Annotated in this window: 11 protein-coding genes; 9 read left to right on the forward strand and 2 right to left on the reverse strand. The window is 71.1% G+C overall.

The window, feature by feature from the left end:
- Positions 1-393: 393 nt before the first annotated feature.
- A complete protein-coding gene (locus tag ABZ873_RS21115) occupies positions 394-1,677 on the reverse strand; it encodes a lytic murein transglycosylase (RefSeq protein WP_360874139.1) in 1,284 nt (427 codons plus the stop codon).
- A 185-nt stretch (positions 1,678-1,862) separates the two neighbouring features.
- Here ABZ873_RS21115 and ABZ873_RS21120 point away from each other — a divergent pair, with 185 nt between their 5' ends.
- Positions 1,863-2,726 carry a DUF4184 family protein gene (locus tag ABZ873_RS21120; protein ID WP_360874142.1) on the forward strand — a complete coding sequence of 288 codons (864 nt, stop codon included), beginning with the start codon at positions 1,863-1,865 and terminating at the stop codon, positions 2,724-2,726.
- Positions 2,727-2,771: 45 nt separating this feature from the next.
- On the opposite strand, the gene polA is transcribed toward ABZ873_RS21120, so the two are convergent.
- Positions 2,772-5,495, reverse strand: a complete 2,724-nt coding sequence (polA, locus tag ABZ873_RS21125) for a DNA polymerase I (protein ID WP_360874145.1) — start codon at positions 5,493-5,495, stop codon at positions 2,772-2,774.
- A 232-nt stretch (positions 5,496-5,727) separates the two neighbouring features.
- On the opposite strand from polA, the gene ABZ873_RS21130 reads away from it, so the two are divergent.
- From ABZ873_RS21130 to ABZ873_RS21165, 8 genes are all read left to right on the forward strand, one after another.
- Positions 5,728-7,998 carry an FdhF/YdeP family oxidoreductase gene (locus ABZ873_RS21130; protein ID WP_360874148.1) on the forward strand — a complete coding sequence of 757 codons (2,271 nt, stop codon included), beginning with the start codon at positions 5,728-5,730 and terminating at the stop codon, positions 7,996-7,998.
- A 55-nt stretch (positions 7,999-8,053) separates the two neighbouring features.
- Positions 8,054-8,536 carry a hotdog fold thioesterase gene (locus ABZ873_RS21135; RefSeq protein WP_360874151.1) on the forward strand — a complete coding sequence of 161 codons (483 nt, stop codon included), beginning with the start codon at positions 8,054-8,056 and terminating at the stop codon, positions 8,534-8,536.
- Positions 8,537-8,827: 291 nt separating this feature from the next.
- Complete coding sequence (locus tag ABZ873_RS21140) at positions 8,828-9,229, forward strand: hypothetical protein (protein WP_360874153.1); 402 nt, start codon at positions 8,828-8,830, stop codon at positions 9,227-9,229.
- A gap of 543 nt (positions 9,230-9,772) precedes the next feature.
- Positions 9,773-11,005 (forward strand): branched-chain amino acid ABC transporter substrate-binding protein, encoded by a 1,233-nt coding sequence (locus ABZ873_RS21145; RefSeq protein ID WP_360874156.1) that lies wholly within the window; start codon positions 9,773-9,775, stop codon positions 11,003-11,005.
- 119 nt (positions 11,006-11,124) lie between these two features.
- Complete coding sequence (locus ABZ873_RS21150) at positions 11,125-12,057, forward strand: branched-chain amino acid ABC transporter permease (RefSeq protein ID WP_360874158.1); 933 nt, start codon at positions 11,125-11,127, stop codon at positions 12,055-12,057.
- Between the two features lie 5 nt (positions 12,058-12,062).
- The gene (locus ABZ873_RS21155; RefSeq protein ID WP_360874175.1) at positions 12,063-13,802 is read left to right on the forward strand and encodes a branched-chain amino acid ABC transporter permease; all 1,740 of its coding nucleotides are present in this window, start codon (positions 12,063-12,065) and stop codon (positions 13,800-13,802) included.
- A gap of 5 nt (positions 13,803-13,807) precedes the next feature.
- Complete coding sequence (locus tag ABZ873_RS21160; RefSeq protein WP_360874161.1) at positions 13,808-14,767, forward strand: ABC transporter ATP-binding protein; 960 nt, start codon at positions 13,808-13,810, stop codon at positions 14,765-14,767.
- Positions 14,764-15,480, forward strand: coding sequence for an ABC transporter ATP-binding protein (locus ABZ873_RS21165; RefSeq protein ID WP_360874164.1), 717 nt, complete (start codon positions 14,764-14,766; stop codon positions 15,478-15,480). The genes ABZ873_RS21160 and ABZ873_RS21165 overlap by 4 nt, the downstream gene beginning before the upstream one ends.
- Positions 15,481-15,496 lie beyond the last annotated feature (16 nt).

The following is a 15,496-nucleotide window of genomic DNA, read 5'->3' on the forward strand; positions in this document are numbered from 1 at the left end:
CCACGCGGGACACGACCGGCCCGGCGGGCTAATCCCTGGCGGGGCGCGACCTGCCCCGAGCGGGACGGACCGGCCCTCGCGGGCGCAAGGGGCCCGGCCGCACTACGCGGCCGCGTGGCGACGGGCCCGGGCGGGCCGGTCTCCGGTGGGGCGAGCTGGCCCCTCGGGGGCGGCCGGACCGACGGGTCGGTCCCCGACGGGGGCCGGGCGTGGCGCCTCGCGCGGGGCGCGACCCGCCCTCAGGCGGGACGGGCTGGCCCCCGCGGGCGCAACAGGCCCGGCCCGACTACGCGCCCGCCGCGCGGAGCGGCGGGGCCCCGGTGAGCTGGTCTCCGGCGGGCCGGGCTGGCGCCCGCCGCTGGTGGCGCGGCGGGCGCGGGTGGTGCCGGGGCGCTACGGCGTCGGGGTGGGAGTGCCGGAGGGGGTCTTGGCCGGCTTCGGCGACGGGGTCGCGCTCGGGGTGGGCTTCGGAGTCGGCTTGGCGGTGGCGGTGGGCGTCGGCTCCGGCTTCGGAGTGGCGGTGGGCTTCGGTTCCGGAGTGGGTGTGGGGGTGGGTGTCGGCGTGGGCGTGGGCGTCGGGGTCGGCTCCGGCTTGGGAGTCGGGGTGGGGGTCGGAGTCGGTGTGGGAGTCGGCTCCGGCGTAGGCGTCGGGGTCGGAGTCGGCGTAGGCGTGGGAGTCGGCGTCGGCTTCGGGTCCGGGGTGGGGGTCGGCTTCGGGGTCGGCGTCGTCGGGTCCGGCGTGGGCGTCGGGGGCGTCGGGCCCGGGGTCGGGGTCGTCGGGCCCGGGTTCGGCTTCGGCTGGGGCGTTGGGGTGGTGGCACCGCTGTCCGGGAGTTCGTGGGTGCCTTGGAGGTAGTACGTGAACCAGGAGCGGACCGTGCGCAAGTACTCCGTCGAGTGGTTGTAGGACAGCACCGCGCGGTCCAGGTCCGCCTCGACGCGGAGGTCGCGCGGGCCCGCGCACAGGTAGCGGGCCGCCGCCAGGGCCGCGTCGTGGATGTTGTTCGGGTTGCGGCGGCCGTCGCCGTCCGCGTCCTGGCCCCACGCCGCCCACGTGGACGGGATGAACTGCATCGGCCCGACCGCCCGGTCGTAGCGCGCGTCGCCGTCGTAGGCACCGCCGTCCGTGTCCGCGATGTTCGCGAAGCCGTTGCCGTCGAGCACCGGGCCCAGGATCGGCCGCAGGGTGGTCCCGGACGCGTCGACCTGTCCCCCGCGCGCCTGCCCGGACTCCACCTTGCCGATGGCCGCGAGGAGTTGCCAGCGCAGCCCGCACCCGGGATCGCTGCGCCCCACCGCCTCCTCGGCCCGCCGGTACGCCGCGAGCACGCTCGCCGGGATCCCCTGCGCGGCCACGCCCACCGCCACCGGGGTCGCCGGCTCCGCCGCAGGCCGCTCCCCCGGCGGGACCTCCGGCGCCGCGGAGTCCACCGGTCCGGACGGCGCCTCCGGGGCCACCGGGCCCACCGGGGGCGGGAGTTCGGCGAAGTAGGCGGAGTCACCGCCGCTCGGCTCCGCCACCCCACCCGCAGCCGCACCCGCACCCGCGGGCACCGCATCCGCCCGCTCCGGCGCGGGCCCCCGGGAGCCGGTGAGCGCGGCGACGGTCAGCGCGCAGACCAGGGCGGCGCTCGCGCCCCTGTACCGCCTGCGTCGGCGGCCTGATATGGACGGCATGGACCGGACCCCTCCCGCTCGACTCCCCCGGAATGTCCGCGCGACCCTACGTCAACTGCCCTGCAACGGCACGGACGGTGCGCGGGAATTCACCACATCCCCACGTCCATGTACAGCTCACGCATACTGTCGGGACCCTTCGGGCGCATTGGCCCGAAGTAAAGGAGAAGTCCAGGAGAGGTGCGATGCCCTTCACTCTCAGCCATGCGGCCGCCGTACTGCCGGCGGTCCGCCGGACGGGGCGGGCGCGGGGGTCCCTCGTGGCCTCGGCGCTCGTCCTGGGGTCCTTCGCCCCCGACACCTTCTACTTCACGGACGCCGTGGTCGAAGGGGTCATGGCGTACGGCACGTTCACGCACTCCCTGCCCGGGGTGCTCACCCTGGACGCGCTGCTCACCGCCGTGCTCGTCGGCTGCTGGCTGCTGCTGCGCGAACCGCTGCTCGCGCTCATGCCCCACCGGTGGCGGGGCCGGGTGGCCGTCTTCGTACGCGGCGAGCAGTGGCGGGCCGGGCGCCGGCTCCCCGCGCTCGCCGCCTGGTTCTACCTCTCGGCGGTCATCGGCTCCCTCACGCACGTGCTGTGGGACAGCTTCACGCACGGGGACCGCTGGGGCACCGACGCGATGCCGTGGCTGGGCGAGCCGGTCGCCTTCGGCCTGCCGCCGTACACCTTCCTCCAGTACGGCTCGTCGGCGGTCGCCGCCTGCGTCCTGCTCTGGTTCACCGCGACGGGGCTGCGCCGCATCCCGTCCGGCGCCGAGGTGCCGGCAGGCGTGCCGGTGCTGCGCCGCGCGGAGGTCTGGGCCGCGCTCGCGCTGATCGCGCTCTGCGTGGCCACCGGGATCACCGTGCGCGTGATCCGCTTCTTCACCTTCTTCGACCGGATCCGCACACCGCTGGACATCATCCCGACCGTCTGCTTCGGGGCGGGCGGCGGCCTGGCCGTCGGTCTGCTGCTGTACGGGGTCCTCGTGCGGCTGCGGCAGCGCCGCGACGGGGCGCGGCCCCCGGCGGACGAGGAGACGCGGACGCCCGTCCCCACCGCCTGAGCGGGGACGGGCGCCGGGCGCGGCCTGCAACAGGCCGGTGACCGGTCAGTGCGCGGCGGACTCCCAGTCCGGGCCGACGCCGACGGACACGTCGAGCGGCGCGCGCAGCTCGACGGCGGCGCCCATCTCGCGCCGCACCAGCTCCTCCACCCGCTCGCGCTCGCCGGGGGCGATCTCCAGCACGATTTCGTCGTGGACCTGGAGCAGCATCCGCGAGCCGAGCCCCGCCTCGGTGATCGCCCGGTCCACCCGCAGCATCGCGACCTTGACGATGTCGGCCGCGGTGCCCTGGATCGGGGCGTTGAGGGCCATCCGCTCGGCGGCCTCGCGGCGCTGGCGGTTGTCGCTGTTGAGGTCGGGCAGGTAGCGGCGGCGGCCGAAGACCGTCGCCGTGTACCCGGTGGCGCGGGCCTCGTCCACGACGCGCTGGAGGTAGTCGCGGACCCCGCCGAAGCGCTCGAAGAAGGTCTCCATCAGGCCGCGGGCCTCGGCGGGCTCGATGTTCAGCTGCTGGGCCAGACCGAAGGCGGAGAGCCCGTACGCCAGACCGTAGGACATGGCCTTGATCTTGCGGCGCATCTCGGGGTCGACCTGGTCCCGCTCGACGCCGAAGACCTGCGAGGCGACGGTGGTGTGCAGGTCCTCGCCGGTGGCGAACGCCTCGATCAGGCCCTCGTCCTCGGAGAGGTGGGCCATGACGCGCAGCTCGATCTGGCTGTAGTCGGCCGTCATGAGCGATTCGAAGCCCTCACCGACGACGAACCCGCGTCGGATCGCGCGGCCCTCGTCGGTGCGCACCGGCACGTTCTGCAGGTTGGGGTCGGTGGAGGACAGCCGGCCGGTGGCGGCCACGGTCTGGCTGAAGCTGGTGTGCACCCGGCCGTCGGCGGCGATGGTCTTCACCAGGCCCTCGACGGTGACGCGCAGCTTGGCCTGCTCCCGGTGCCGCAGCATGATCACCGGGAGTTCGTGGTCGGTCTGCGTGGCCAGCCAGGCCAGCGCGTCCGCGTCCGTGGTGTAGCCGGTCTTGGTCTTCTTCGTCTTCGGCAGGTCCAGCTCGCCGAAGAAGACCTCCTGGAGCTGCTTGGGCGAGCCCAGGTTGAACTCGTGGCCGACCGCCGCGTGCGCCTCCTTGACCGCCTGCTGCACGGCCCCGGCGAACTGCTGCTCCATGGACTCCAGGTGCTCGCGGTCCGCGGCGATGCCGGAGCGCTCCATCCGGGCCAGCAGCGCGGAGGTGGGCAGCTCCATGTCGTGCAGCAGTTCCGCGGCGCCCACCTCGGCGAGCTTGCCGGTGAAGGCGTCGCCGAGGTCGAGGACGGCGCGGGCCTGCGCCATCAGGGCCTCCGCCTCGGCGGTCTCGTCGGCGCCGAAGGCCAGCTGCCCGTCGGCGGCGGCCGGGGCCAGCTCGCGGTGCAGGTACTCCATGGACAGGGCGTCCAGGGCGAAGGACCGGCGGCCCGGCTTGACCAGGTAGGCCGCGAGGGCGGTGTCCATGGTGATGCCGTCGAGGGTCCAGCCGTGCTCGGGGAAGACCCGCATCAAACCCTTGGCGTTGTGCGCGACCTTGGGCCGGGCCGCATCGGCCGCCCAGGCGGCGAAGGCCCGCTCGTCGGCCTCGTCCAGCTCGGTGGGGGTGAACCAGGCGGCGGCCCCGCCCGCGGCGGCCAGCGCGATCTCGCTGACGTTGCCCTGGCCGAGGGCCCAGCTGTCGACGGTGGCGAGGCCGAGCGGGCCGCCCGCGTGGGCCTCCAGCCACGGCGCGAGCTCGCCCGCGCCCAGCACGGACGCGTCGAGCTCCACGGCGGAGGCCACCGGCGCGGCCGGCTCCTCGGAGGCGGCGCCCGGGTCCACGGCGAGCAGCCGCTCGCGCAGGGAGGCGTTGCGGATCTCCAGCACGTCCAGCACGCCGGTGACGGCGGAGCGGTCGTAGGGGGCGCGGCCCAGGTCGGCGGGGGTGCTGGGCAGCTCCACGTCCTTGACCATCTCGGTCAGGACGCGGTTGAGCTTGACGGCCTCCAGGTGGTCGCGGAAGTTCTGCCCGGCCTTGCCCTTGACCTCCTCGGCGCGCTCCACCAGCTCCGCGAACGAACCGAACTGGGTGATCCACTTCGCGGCGGTCTTCTCACCGACGCCCGGGATGCCCGGCAGGTTGTCCGACGGGTCACCGCGCAGCGCCGCGAAGTCCGGGTACTGCTGGGGGGTGAGGCCGTACTTCTCGACGACCTTCTCCGGGGTGAAGCGGGTCAGCTCCGAGACGCCCTTGGTGGGATACAGCACGGTGGTGTGCTCGGAGACCAGCTGGAAGGAGTCCCGGTCGCCGGTGACGATCAGCACGTCGAAGCCCAGGGCCTCGGCCTGCGTCGCCAGCGTGGCGATCACGTCGTCGGCCTCGAAGCCGTCGATGGCGAAGCGCGGCACCTTCATCGCGTCGAGCAGTTCACCGATCAGCTCGACCTGCCCCTTGAACTCGTCGGGGGTCTTCGAGCGGTTCGCCTTGTACTCGGGGAACTCCGTCGAGCGCCACGTCTTGCGGGACACGTCGAAGGCCACCGCGAAATGCGTGGGCGCCTCGTCGCGCAGCGTGTTCGCCAGCATCGACGCGAAGCCGTAGATGGCGTTGGTCGGCTGCCCGGTCGCGGTGGTGAAGTTCTCCGCGGGCAGCGCGAAGAACGCCCGGTACGCCAGGGAGTGCCCGTCCATGAGCATCAGGCGCGGGCGGTCCGCTGCGGTCGTCTGGTCCGTCTTCTTCGATGCTGAATCTGCCACGCCCCCGATCCTAGGCGCCCCCACCGACATTCCCGGCCCGCCGCCTTACCGCCGCCCCGCCCCCGGCTCCCCGCCGCCTCCCCCGGCGCATCCGCCCCACCGGACGCCCCCGGCGCACGCGTGCCGACGCGGTGAGCACCGAGCCGCCCTCCCCTGTTCCCGTGGTCCGTGCAAGGATCGAAGGACGCGGCCACACGTGCTGCATACGTACGTACGCTCGAAGGGGAGCGCGATGGCGACCAAGCCGCCCACAGGTGATCCCGTACAGGACGCACCGCAGGTCACGCCGCCCAAGCACGCGGCAGCCGGCCTCCCGGCGATCGGCCACACCCTGCGGATCGCCCAGCAGCAGATGGGCCTGGCCCGCACCGCCCGCACCCTCCTCAAGGTCAACCAGAAGGACGGCTTCGACTGCCCCGGCTGCGCCTGGCCCGAGGGCGACAAGCGGCACACCGCCGAGTTCTGCGAGAACGGCGCCAAGGCCGTCGCCGAGGAGGCCACCCTCCGCCGGGTCACCCCCGCGTTCTTCGCCGAGCACCCCCTGGCCGACCTCGCCGGCCGCTCCGGCTACTGGCTGGGCCAGCAGGGCCGCATCACCGAGCCCGTCTACCTGCCCGAGGGCGGCGACCGCTACGAGGCCGTCTCCTGGGAACGCGCCTTCGCGATCATCGCCGAGGAGCTGACCGCCCTCGGCTCCCCCGACGAGGCCCTCTTCTACACCTCGGGCCGCACCAGCAACGAGGCCGCGTTCCTCTTCCAGCTCTTCGCCCGCGAGTACGGCACCAACAACCTGCCGGACTGCTCCAACATGTGCCACGAGTCCTCGGGCTCGGCCCTCACGGAGACCATCGGCATCGGCAAGGGCAGCGTCTCCCTCGAAGACCTCCACCAGGCCGACCTGATCATCGTCGCCGGACAGAACCCGGGCACGAACCACCCGCGCATGCTCTCCGCCCTGGAGAAGGCCAAGCAGGCGGGCGCGCGCATCATCTCCGTCAACCCGCTGCCCGAGGCCGGCACCGAGCGGTTCAAGAACCCGCAGAACCCGCTCGGCATGCTCAAGGGCACCGCCCTCACCGACCTCTTCCTCCAGATCCGCATCGGCGGCGACCAGGCCCTCTTCCGCCTGCTCAACAAGCTCGTCATCGAGACCGACGGCGCCACCGACGAGACCTTCATCCGCGAGCACACCCACGGCTACGAGGACCTGGCCGCCGCCGCGAAGGAAGCCGACTGGGACGAGACCCTGACGGCCACCGGCCTGACCCGCCCCGAGATCGAACGCGCCCTCGCCATGATCCTGGCCTCCCGGCGCACCATCGTCTGCTGGGCCATGGGCCTCACCCAGCACAAGCACGCCGTCGCCACCATCCGCGAGGTCGTCAACCTGCTCCTGCTCCGCGGGAACATCGGCCGCCCCGGCGCCGGCGTCTGCCCCGTCCGCGGCCACTCCAACGTGCAGGGCGACCGCACCATGGGGATCTTCGAACGGCCCGCACCCGCCTTCCTCGACGCCCTCGACAAGGAATTCGGCATCACCTCGCCCCGCGGCCACGGCTACGACGTGGTCCGCTCCATCCAGGCCATGCGCGACGGCACCGCCAAGGTCCTCTTCGCCATGGGCGGCAACTTCGTCGGCGCCACCCCCGACACCGAGGTCACCGAGGCCGCGATCCGCCGCACCCGGCTCACCGTGCACGTCTCCACCAAACTCAACCGCTCCCACGCGGTCACCGGCCGGCGCGCCCTGATCCTGCCCACCCTCGGCCGTACCGACAAGGACGTCCAGGCGTCCGGCAAGCAGTTCGTCACCGTCGAGGACTCCATGGGCATGGTCCACGCCTCCCGCGGCAACCTCCCCCCGGCCGGCCCCCACCTGCTCTCCGAACCGGCCATCGTGGCCCGCCTGGCCCGCGCCGTCCTCGGCCCCGCCTCCGCCACCCCGTGGGAGGAGTTCGAGGCCGACTACGCCGCCGTCCGCGACCGGATCTCCCGCGTCGTGCCCGGCTTCGAGGACTTCAACGCCCGCGCCGCCCGCCCCGAGGGCTTCCGCCTCCCGCACGCCCCGCGCGACGAACGCCGCTTCCCCACCAGGACCGGCAAGGCCAACTTCACCGCCGCTCCCGTGGAGTACCCGCGGGTCCCGCCGGGCCGCCTGCTCCTGCAGACCCTGCGCAGCCACGACCAGTACAACACCACCATCTACGGCCTCGACGACCGCTACCGCGGCATCACCGGAGGCCGCCGCGTGGTCATGGTCCACCCCGCCGACGCGGCCGAGCTGGGCCTCGCCGACGGCTCGTACACCGACCTGGTCAGCGAGTGGAAGGACGGCGTCGAGCGGCGCGCTCCCGGCTTCCGCGTCGTGCACTACCCGACGGCCCGCGGCTGCGCGGCCGCCTACTACCCGGAGACGAACGTCCTGGTCCCGCTCGACTCCACCGCCGACACCAGCAACACCCCCGCGAGCAAGTCCGTCGTCGTGCGCTTCGAACCGGCCTGATAGAACGGCCCCAGCAAGAGCTGGGTTAACGAGCGTTGACGAACGGAGCCGGCCCATGGGTCAGGAGCACACTGTGAAGTTCCCGCAGGACGTACTCGACGAGTACGCCGCCCTGGGCATCGACCTGCCCGCGCTGTTCTCGGCGGGCGACCTCGGGCGCCGCATGGACATCCGCATACTGGAGGCGTCCGCCGAGCGCGTCGTCGCCACCATGCCGGTCGAGGGCAACACCCAGCCCTACGGACTCCTGCACGGCGGGGCCTCCGCCGTCCTGGCCGAAACCCTCGGCTCCGTCGGCGCGATGATGCACGGCGGCATCGGCAAGATCGCCGTGGGCGTGGACCTGAACTGCACCCACCACCGCGGCGTCCGCTCCGGCCTGGTCACCGGCGTGGCCACCCCCGTCCACCGGGGCCGCTCCACCACCACGTACGAGATCGTCATCAGCGACGAGCAGGACCGCCGGGTGTGCACCGCCCGGCTGACCTGCCTGCTGCGCGAGGCAGCCCAGGCCCCCGCGGGCGCCCCGGGGGCCTGATCCCGGCGGCGTGGCCGCCGTAGGCCGCGTGCCCCCCGGCCCGCGCCCCCGCAGCCTCGCCGGGCCCGGATCCCGCCTCCCACGGCGCCGGATCCGGGCCCGCGCGCGTATCGGGCCTGTTCCCGCGCCGCCCCGCGCCCGTCCCGGGCCTGTTCCCGCGCGCGCCCCGTGCCCGCCCCGGGCCTGTTCCCGCGCCCGCACCCGCCCCCAACCGCCCGGAATCCGCCAGTCCGGGCGCGGGGCCGCGCCGCCTGTTGTGTCACCGATGGTCACCGCCTACCGTCCCCCCTCATGGGGACCCCGCCACGCACGGCCCGGTACGCCGCCCGCCTCCTCCTCGCGGCGCTCGTCCTGACCGGCTGCTCCACCTCTGCGCCACCGCCCGCGGCGGACTCCGGAAGCCCGCCCTCCGCCGCCCCCTCCACCCCCGTACAGGTCTGCACGAGCCTGGTGTCCTACTGGGCGAAGGAGACCCTTCTGGGCACCACGTGGTCCGGTCTGGACTGGGAGCAGAAGGGCCTGTCCAACGCCCAGTACGCCCTCCACGAGGAGGCCGTCGCCGCAGCTCGGGCCGAGGAACGAACTGCCGGACACGACAAGGCACTTGAGCTCATCGACCGCCTGGTGGCCCGGCGCTGCGCCGAAGAGGACGGCGCGACCACCAGTTCGGAGAACTGGCGTCCGCCGACGTGACGCGGGTCACCGCATTCCCGAGCGGCGTGTCCGGCTTCCGGGCAGTCCCCCGCCCGGGAGCGAACCGCAGGTGGGAGGCCGTCACCCTGCCGAAACAAGATCGACACCATTCCGGACGGCAGCCCTTGACAATCACTCTGCGTAATTCCCATGCCGGTCCGAATCCGCCTTTTCCCCCGAGAAAGGCCACCCGGAGGATTCTTTCGGACACGCGCAGCCACATTCGGCTCAATTTGATCTAAGACAGGAGCATGAAGCCCCCAAGCCCCTTAGTGGAACAGGTATTTCTCACGATGCGGACACTCTCCCCGATGGAAAAGCGCCCGTTTTGTCCACACTCCCACCACACATTCTTGGCCTTGGCATAACAAGAGCGTCACATCCTCCTTTCCCTGCTCCCCGTGCTCGCCACCTCGGCCCTAGAGTCACGGCCAGTCACCGCGCCGCAGGGCGCGAATCAGCACGGCCGTGGACCTCTCCAGTGCGGCCCGGCGACCCAACGGCACCTCGACAGAGCGCGCCGCGCCAGGGAAAGGAAGAATCGTGCGACACCGTTCTTTGCTCATCCTCACCACCGTGATCACCACGGGAGCACTGACCCTCACCGCTTGCGGATCGCGCGACGGAGGCTCCAAGGACAACAGCGGCGGCAAGAAGACCGTCGTCGTCATCGGCGTCGACGCCCCGCTCACCGGCTCCCTCTCCGCTCTCGGACAGGGCATCAAGAACTCCGTGGACCTCGCGGCCAAGACGGCCAACAAGAACAACGAGGTCCCCGGCATCGAGTTCAAGGTCGAAGCCCTCGACGACCAGGCCGTCCCGGCCTCCGGCCAGGCCAACGCCACCAAGCTCGTCGGCAACAAGGACGTCGTCGGCGTCGTCGGCCCCCTGAACTCGGGCGTCGCCCAGCAGATGCAGGGCGTCTTCGCCTCCGCCAACCTCGCCCAGGTCTCCCCCGCCAACACCAACCCGGCCCTCAGCCAGGGCGACAACTGGGGCAAGGGCGAGTTCAAGCGCCCCTTCAAGACCTACTTCCGCACCGCCGCCACCGACGTCGTCCAGGGCAAGTTCGCCGCCCAGTACCTCTTCAAGGACGCCGGCAAGAAGAAGGTCTTCGTCGTCGACGACAAGCAGACCTACGGCGCCGGCCTCGCCGCCATCTTCTCCGAGGAGTTCAAGAAGCTCGGCGGCGAGATCGTCGGCACCGACCACGTCACCGTCAAGGAGACCGACTTCTCCGCCACGGCCGACAAGGTCAAGTCCTCCGGCGCCGACTCCGTCTACTTCGGCGGCCAGTACCCCGAGGGCGGCCTCCTCGCCGACCAGATCAAGAAGACCGGCGCCAACGTCCCCCTCATGGGCGGCGACGGCATCCAGGACCCGGCCTTCATCAGCGCCTCCGGCGAAGCCAACGAGGGTGACCTCTCCACCTCCATCGGCTACCCCGTCGAGAAGCTCGACACCGCCAAGAAGTTCATCGAGGACTACAAGACCGAGGGCTACAAGGACCCGTACGCCGCCTACGGTGGCTACTCCTACGACGCCGGCTGGGCCCTCGTCCAGGCCGTCAAGACCGTCGTCGCCGCCAACAGCGGCAAGCTCCCCGACGACGCCCGCGCCAAGGTCGTCGAGGCCCTCGGCAAGGTCAGCTTCGAAGGCGTCACCGGCAAGGTCGCCTTCGACGAGAACGGCGACACCACCAACAAGCAGCTCACCGTCTACAAGGTCGAGGGCGGCAAGTGGGTCGACGTCAAGAGCGACACCTTCAACCAGTAAGCGGTTGACCCCCAGCACCACCCGTAACACCCGCAACACCTGAACCAACCCGCCGCGCGAGGGCGCAAACAGTGCCCTCGCGCGGAGTCTTATCCGACACGCTCATCGGAGGCCCTGCGGTGCACGAACTGCCGCAACAGCTGGCCAACGGCCTGGCCCTCGGTGCTCTCTATGGCCTCATCGCCATCGGGTACACCATGGTCTACGGCATCGTCCAGCTCATCAACTTCGCCCACGGCGAGATCTTCATGATCGGCGGCTTCGGCGCGCTCACCGCCTACGCCATCCTCCCGACCGGCACCACCCTGCTGATCGCGATCCCAGTCATGATCGTCGGAGGTGCCATCACCTCCGTCGCCGTAGCCTGCGCAGCCGAACGCTTCGCCTACCGCCCCCTGCGCAGCGCCCCCAGGCTCGCACCCCTCATCACCGCAATCGGCCTCTCGATCGCGCTCCAGCAGCTCGTCTGGCAGTTCTACCCGGACGCCAAGAAGGCCGTCAGCTTCCCCGAATTCAAGGGCGCGTCCTTCCAGATCACCGACAGCCTCGCGATCCAGCGTGCGGACCTCTTCGTCCTCATCCTCGCCCCCCTCTGCATGCTCGCCCTCGGCGTCTTCGTCCAGAAGAGCCGCAGCGGCCGCGCCATGCAGGCCACCGCGCAGGACCCCGACACCGCCAAGCTGATGGGCATCAACACCGACCGCATCATCGTCATGGCCTTCGCCATCGGTGCCGCGTTCGCCGCCGTCGCCGCCGTCGCCTACGGCCTCGACAAGGGCCAGATCAACTTCGAAATGGGCTTCATCCTCGGCCTCAAGGCATTCACCGCAGCCGTCCTCGGCGGCATCGGCAACATCTACGGAGCCATGGTCGGCGGCGTCGTCCTCGGCCTCGCCGAAGCCCTCTCCATCGCCTACATCGAAGAAATCCCCGGCATGCAGCAGCTCGGCGGCGGCGCCTGGGCCAACGTCTGGGCCTTCGTACTCCTCATCGTCGTGCTCCTCGTCCGGCCCCAGGGCCTGCTCGGCCAGCGCGTCACGGATCGGGCGTGAGAACCATGACCACCAACGCCACCGCACCCACCGACCTCCCCCAGACCGAAGCCGCCGAACCGGCCGCCACCACCCCCACCGCACTCCTCTACGCGGTCATCGGCGGCAGCCTCCTCACCGTCATCAGCGCCTTCCTCGCCTGGACCTGGACCGCCGACTTCCCCGGCGACCTCACCTTCTACGGCAGCCCCGCCGACCTCCAGTACGTCACCCTCGCCGGCGCCGCCCTCACCCTCGCCTACGCACTCTCCGCGCTCGGCACCAAGGGCTTCCGCTGGCTCTCCCCCGCCGGCTCCCGCAAAGCCATATGGTTCCTCGCCCTCGGCAACGCGGCCGCCACCTGGTTCACCGTCATCGCGATCACCATCGTCCTCGGCGGCGTGATCAACCTCGAACCCGGCGCCTACATCGCCCTCGCCGGCTCGCTCGTCCCGGCCCTCGCCGCGTACAAGCTCCCCGACGACACCCGCAAGGCCACCCCGGCCAAGCAACTGCCCTCCTGGGCCGAAATCCTCATCATCACCGGCGTCTTCGCACTCGGCCTCTTCGTCATCACCTTCGGCATCGACACCGACGACAAAGAACCGCAGCTCTTCGTCGCCTACCTCATCACCGTCGGCTTCGCGGCCCTCGCACTGAACAAGTCGGGCCTCCTCGCCCGCTTCTCCGTCCTCACCGCACACAACCGCCAGGTCACCCTGATCGGCACCGCGGCCGCCGCGATCGTCTTCCCCTTCATCCAGCAGAGCGGCGACACCTACACCCTCATCGCCGTCAACATCCTGATCTTCGCGACCGTCGCCCTCGGCCTCAACATCGTCGTCGGCCTCGCCGGACTCCTCGACCTCGGCTACGTCGCCTTCCTCGGCGTCGGCGCCTACGCCGCAGCCCTCGTCTCCGGCAGCACCGCCTCCGCCTTCGGCATCCACCTGCCCTTCTGGGCCGCCGTCATCGTCGGAGCACTCGTCTCCCTCATCTTCGGCGTGGTCATCGGCGCACCCACCCTGCGCCTGCGCGGCGACTACCTCGCCATCGTCACCCTCGGCTTCGGAGAAATCTTCCGCATCGCCATGGGCAACCTCGACGGCACCTCCGGCCCCGACATCACCAACGGCCCCAACGGCATCCCGAACATCCCCCACCTCGAAATCCTCGGGTGGAACTTCGGCGAATCCCACACCGTCCTCGGCATCGAACTCGGCGCCTACGCCAACTACTACTTCCTGATGCTGCTGGTCATGGCCCTGGTCGTCCTCGTCTTCTCCCGCGCCGGCAACAGCCGCATCGGACGCGCCTGGGTCGCCATCCGCGAAGACGAAACCGCCGCCGAAGCCATGGGCATCAACGGCTTCAAGGTCAAGCTCATCGCCTTCGCCCTCGGCGCCACCCTCGCCGGCCTCGCCGGCACCGTCCAGGCACACGTCAACAGCACGGTCGTCCCCGAGAACTACGTCTTCGCCGGACCCGTCCCGCCGAACTCCGCGTTCCTCCTCGCCGCCGTCATCCTCGGCGGCATGGGCACCATCCGCGGCCCCATCCTCGGCGCCGCACTGCTCTTCCTGATCCCGGCGAAGCTGGCCTTCCTCCAGGACTACCAGCTCCTCGCCTTCGGCATCGCCCTCATCCTGCTCATGCGCTTCCGCCCCGAGGGCCTCATCGCCAACAAGCGGGCGCAGCTCGAGTTCCACGACGACACCGCTGACCAGGCCCCCACGGACCTGGCCACCGCCAAGGCGGGGGCATAACGGCCATGACCAACACCGCAACCACCACCACCGACACCGCCACCACGACGAAGACCACGGTCCTCGAAGCCAAGGGCGTCACCATGCGCTTCGGCGGCCTCACCGCCGTCAAGGGCGTCGACCTCCAGGTCAACTCCGGCGAAATCGTCGGCCTCATCGGCCCCAACGGCGCCGGCAAGACCACCTTCTTCAACTGCCTCACCGGGCTGTACGTCCCCACCGAGGGCTCCGTCAGCTACAAGGGCACCGTCCTGCCGCCCAAGCCCCACAAGGTCACCCAGGCCGGCGTCGCCCGCACCTTCCAGAACATCCGGCTCTTCCACAACATGACCGTGCTGGAAAACGTCCTCGTCGGACGCCACACCCGCACCAAAGAGGGCCTCTGGTCCGCGCTCCTGCGCGGCCCCGGCTTCAAGAAGGCCGAGGCCGCCAGCGAAGCCCGCGCCATGGAACTCCTCGAGTTCATCGGCCTCCAGCACAAGGCCGAACACCTCGCCAAGAACCTCCCCTACGGCGAGCAGCGCAAGCTGGAAATCGCCCGCGCCCTCGCCAGCGACCCCGGCCTCATCCTCCTGGACGAGCCCACCGCCGGCATGAACCCCCAGGAGACCCGCGCCGCCGAAGAACTCATCTTCGCGATCCGGGACAAGGGCATCGCCGTACTCGTCATCGAGCACGACATGCGCTTCATCTTCAACCTCTGCGACCGCGTCGCCTGCCTCGTCCAGGGCGAAAAGCTCATCGAAGGCACCGCCTCCGAGGTCCAGGGCGACGAACGCGTCATCGCCGCCTACCTCGGCACCCCCTTCGAGGGCGAGCCCGGCGCCGCCGAGATCGCCGAGGTCGAACAGGCCGAAGCAGCCGCGGCCACCGAAGCCGAGACGGCCCCCGAACCGGCCCCGGCCACCGGGACCGACGCGGACAGCACCACCAGCACCACCAGCACGGAAGGAGAAGCCAAGTGACCGCACTGCTCAAGGTCGAAGACCTCAAGGTCGCCTACGGCAAGATCGAAGCCGTCAAGGGAATCTCCTTCGAAGTCAACCAGGGCGAAATCGTCTGCCTCGTCGGCACCAACGGCGCCGGCAAGACCACCACCCTGCGCACCCTCTCCGGGCTCCTCAAGCCCACCGCGGGCAGCATCACCTTCGACGGCCAGCCCCTCATCGGCGTCCCCGCCCACAAGATCGTCTCCCTGAAACTGGCGCACTCCCCCGAGGGACGCCACATCTTCCCCAGGCTGACGATCGAGGAGAACCTCCAGCTCGGCGCCTTCCTCCGCACCGACAAGGACGGCATCGAGAAGGACATCCAGCGCGCCTACGAGATGTTCCCCATCCTGGGCGAACGCCGCCGGCAGGCCGCAGGCACCCTCTCCGGCGGCGAGCAGCAGATGCTCGCCATGGGCCGCGCGCTCATGTGCCAGCCCAAGCTCCTCATGCTGGACGAGCCCTCCATGGGCCTCTCCCCGCTGATGATGCAGAAGATCATGTCGACCATCTCCGAGCTCAAGGCATCGGGCATGACCATCCTGCTCGTCGAGCAGAACGCCCAGGCGGCGCTCTCCCTCGCCGACCAGGCCCACGTCATGGAGATCGGCAAGATCGTCCTCTCCGGCACCGGCCAGGACCTCCTCCACAACGAGGACGTCCGCAAGGCGTACCTCGGCGAGGACTGACAGACCGCGTGAGGCC

Source organism: Streptomyces sp. NPDC047014 (assembly GCF_040644195.1).
Lineage (GTDB): Bacteria > Actinomycetota > Actinomycetes > Streptomycetales > Streptomycetaceae > Streptomyces.